Below are 3,243 nucleotides of genomic sequence, written 5' to 3' on the forward strand. Positions count from 1 at the left end.
TACTACCTTCGCGATGCCGGCCCCAGTGAACTCAGCCTTCGGGTTGGGGTGGTGGGTGGCTGGTCGTTGCTTGAGAACTGCACAGTGGACGCGAGCATCTGTGGCCAAGTTTTTAAGGGCGCACGGTGGATGCCTTGGCACCAGGAACCGATGAAGGACGTGGGAGGCCACGATAGGCCCCGGGGAGCTGTCAACCGAGCTTTGATCCGGGGGTGTCCGAATGGGGAAACCCGGCAGTCGTCATGGGCTGTCACCCGCTGCTGAACACATAGGCAGTGTGGAGGGAACGCGGGGAAGTGAAACATCTCAGTACCCGCAGGAAGAGAAAACAACCGTGATTCCGGGAGTAGTGGCGAGCGAAACTGGATGAGGCCAAACCAGTCACGTGTGATACCCGGCAGGGGTTGCGTGGTTGGGGTTGTGGGATCTCTCTTCTACGGTCTGCCGGCCGTAGGGCGAGTCAGAAACCGTTGATGTAGGCGAAGGACATGCGAAAGGTCCGGCGTAGAGGGTAAGACCCCCGTAGCTGAAACATTGACGGCTCGTTTGAGAGACACCCAAGTAGCACGGGGCCCGAGAAATCCCGTGTGAATCTGGCGGGACCACCCGTTAAGCCTAAATATTCCCTGGTGACCGATAGCGGATAGTACCGTGAGGGAATGGTGAAAAGTACCGCGGGAGCGGAGTGAAATAGTACCTGAAACCGTGTGCCTACAAGCCGTGGGAGCGTCGCATGCAAGCTTGCTTGCATGTCGTGACTGCGTGCCTTTTGAAGAATGAGCCTGCGAGTTTGCGGTATGTTGCGAGGTTAACCCGTGTGGGGGAGCCGTAGCGAAAGCGAGTCCGAAGAGGGCGTTTAGTAGCATGCTCAAGACCCGAAGCGGAGTGATCTAGCCATGGGCAGGTTGAAGCGGAGGTAAGACTTCGTGGAGGACCGAACCCACCAGGGTTGAAAACCTGGGGGATGACCTGTGGTTAGGGGTGAAAGGCCAATCAAACTCCGTGATAGCTGGTTCTCCCCGAAATGCATTTAGGTGCAGCGTCGTGTGTTTCTTGCCGGAGGTAGAGCACTGGATAGGCGATGGGCCCTACCGGGTTACTGACCTTAGCCAAACTCCGAATGCCGGTAAGTGAGAGCGCGGCAGTGAGACTGTGGGGGATAAGCTCCATGGTCGAGAGGGAAACAGCCCAGAGCATCGACTAAGGCCCCTAAGCGTGTGCTAAGTGGGAAAGGATGTGGAGTCGCAGAGACAACCAGGAGGTTGGCTTAGAAGCAGCCATCCTTGAAAGAGTGCGTAATAGCTCACTGGTCAAGTGATTCCGCGCCGACAATGTAGCGGGGCTCAAGCACACCGCCGAAGTCATGTCATTGCAGCAATACTCCTAACGGGGGCTGTGATGGGTAGGGGAGCGTCGTGTGCCGGGTGAAGCAGCCGTGGAAGCGAGTTGTGGACGGTTCACGAGTGAGAATGCAGGCATGAGTAGCGATACACACGTGGGAAACGTGTGCGCCGATTGACTAAGGGTTCCTGGGTCAAGCTGATCTGCCCAGGGTAAGTCGGGACCTAAGGCGAGGCCGACAGGCGTAGTCGATGGACAACCGGTTGATATTCCGGTACCCGCTTTGAAGCGCCAAACATCGAGCCCTCTGATGCTAAGGCCGTGAAGCCGCCCTGATCTCTTCGGAGTTGAGGGGAGTGGTGGAGCCGCTGAACCAAGGTGGTAGTAGGTGAGTGATGGGGTGACGCAGGAAGGTAGTCCAGCCCGGGCGGTGGTTGTCCCGGGGTAAGGGTGTAGCCCGTTATCCAGGTAAATCCGGATGACATGTGGGTGAGACCTGATGCCGAGCCGATTGTGGTGAAGTGGATGATCCTATGCTGTCGAGAAAAGCCTCTAGCGAGTTTCATGGCGGCCCGTACCCTAAACCGACTCAGGTGGTCAGGTAGAGAATACCGAGGCGTTCGGGTGAACTATGGTTAAGGAACTCGGCAAAATGCCCCCGTAACTTCGGGAGAAGGGGGGCCATTGCTGGTGAGGGAACTTGCTTCCTGAGCTGGTGGTGGCCGCAGAGACCAGCGAGAAGCGACTGTTTACTAAAAACACAGGTCCGTGCGAAGCCGTAAGGCGATGTATACGGACTGACGCCTGCCCGGTGCTGGAACGTTAAGGGGACCGGTTAGTCACATTTCGGTGTGGCGAAGCTGAGAACTTAAGCGCCAGTAAACGGCGGTGGTAACTATAACCATCCTAAGGTAGCGAAATTCCTTGTCGGGTAAGTTCCGACCTGCACGAATGGCGTAACGACTTCTCGACTGTCTCAACCATAGGCCCGGTGAAATTGCACTACGAGTAAAGATGCTCGTTTCGCGCAGCAGGACGGAAAGACCCCGGGACCTTTACTATAGCTTGATATTGGTGTTCGGTTCGGCTTGTGTAGGATAGGTGGGAGACTGTGAAGCGGCCACGCCAGTGGTTGTGGAGTCGTTGTTGAAATACCACTCTGGTCGTGCTGGATGTCTAACCTGGGTCCGTGATCCGGATCAGGGACAGTGTCTGGTGGGTAGTTTAACTGGGGCGGTTGCCTCCTAAAGGGTAACGGAGGCGCCCAAAGGTTCCCTCAGCCTGGTTGGCAATCAGGTGTTGAGTGTAAGTGCACAAGGGAGCTTGACTGTGAGACTGACGGGTCGAGCAGGTACGAAAGTAGGGACTAGTGATCCGGCGGTGGCTTGTGGAAGCGCCGTCGCTCAACGGATAAAAGGTACCCCGGGGATAACAGGCTGATCTTCCCCAAGAGTCCATATCGACGGGATGGTTTGGCACCTCGATGTCGGCTCGTCGCATCCTGGGGCTGGAGTCGGTCCCAAGGGTTGGGCTGTTCGCCCATTAAAGCGGTACGCGAGCTGGGTTTAGAACGTCGTGAGACAGTTCGGTCCCTATCCGCTGTGCGCGTAGGAGTCTTGAGAAGGGCTGTCCCTAGTACGAGAGGACCGGGACGGACGAACCTCTGGTGTGCCAGTTGTTCTGCCAAGGGCATGGCTGGTTGGCTACGTTCGGAAAGGATAACCGCTGAAAGCATCTAAGCGGGAAGCCTGCTTCGAGATGAGGGCTCCCTCCCACTTGATGGGGTAAGGCTCCCAGTAGACGACTGGGTTGATAGGCCAGATATGGAAGCGCCGTAAGGTGTGGAGTTGACTGGTACTAATAGGCCGAGGGCTTGTCCTCAGTTGCTCGCGTCCACTGTGT

The 3,243-nt window shown here is 56.8% G+C and carries 1 rRNA gene; it reads left to right on the plus strand.

Annotated features, from left to right (window positions below):
• The first annotated feature begins 102 nt into the window (after positions 1 to 102).
• A 23S ribosomal RNA gene (locus ACZ4U4_RS30955) occupies positions 103 to 3,222 on the plus strand.
• The last annotated feature ends 21 nt before the right edge of the window (positions 3,223 to 3,243 follow it).

Source organism: Streptomyces sp. NPDC029159 (genome assembly GCF_055564055.1).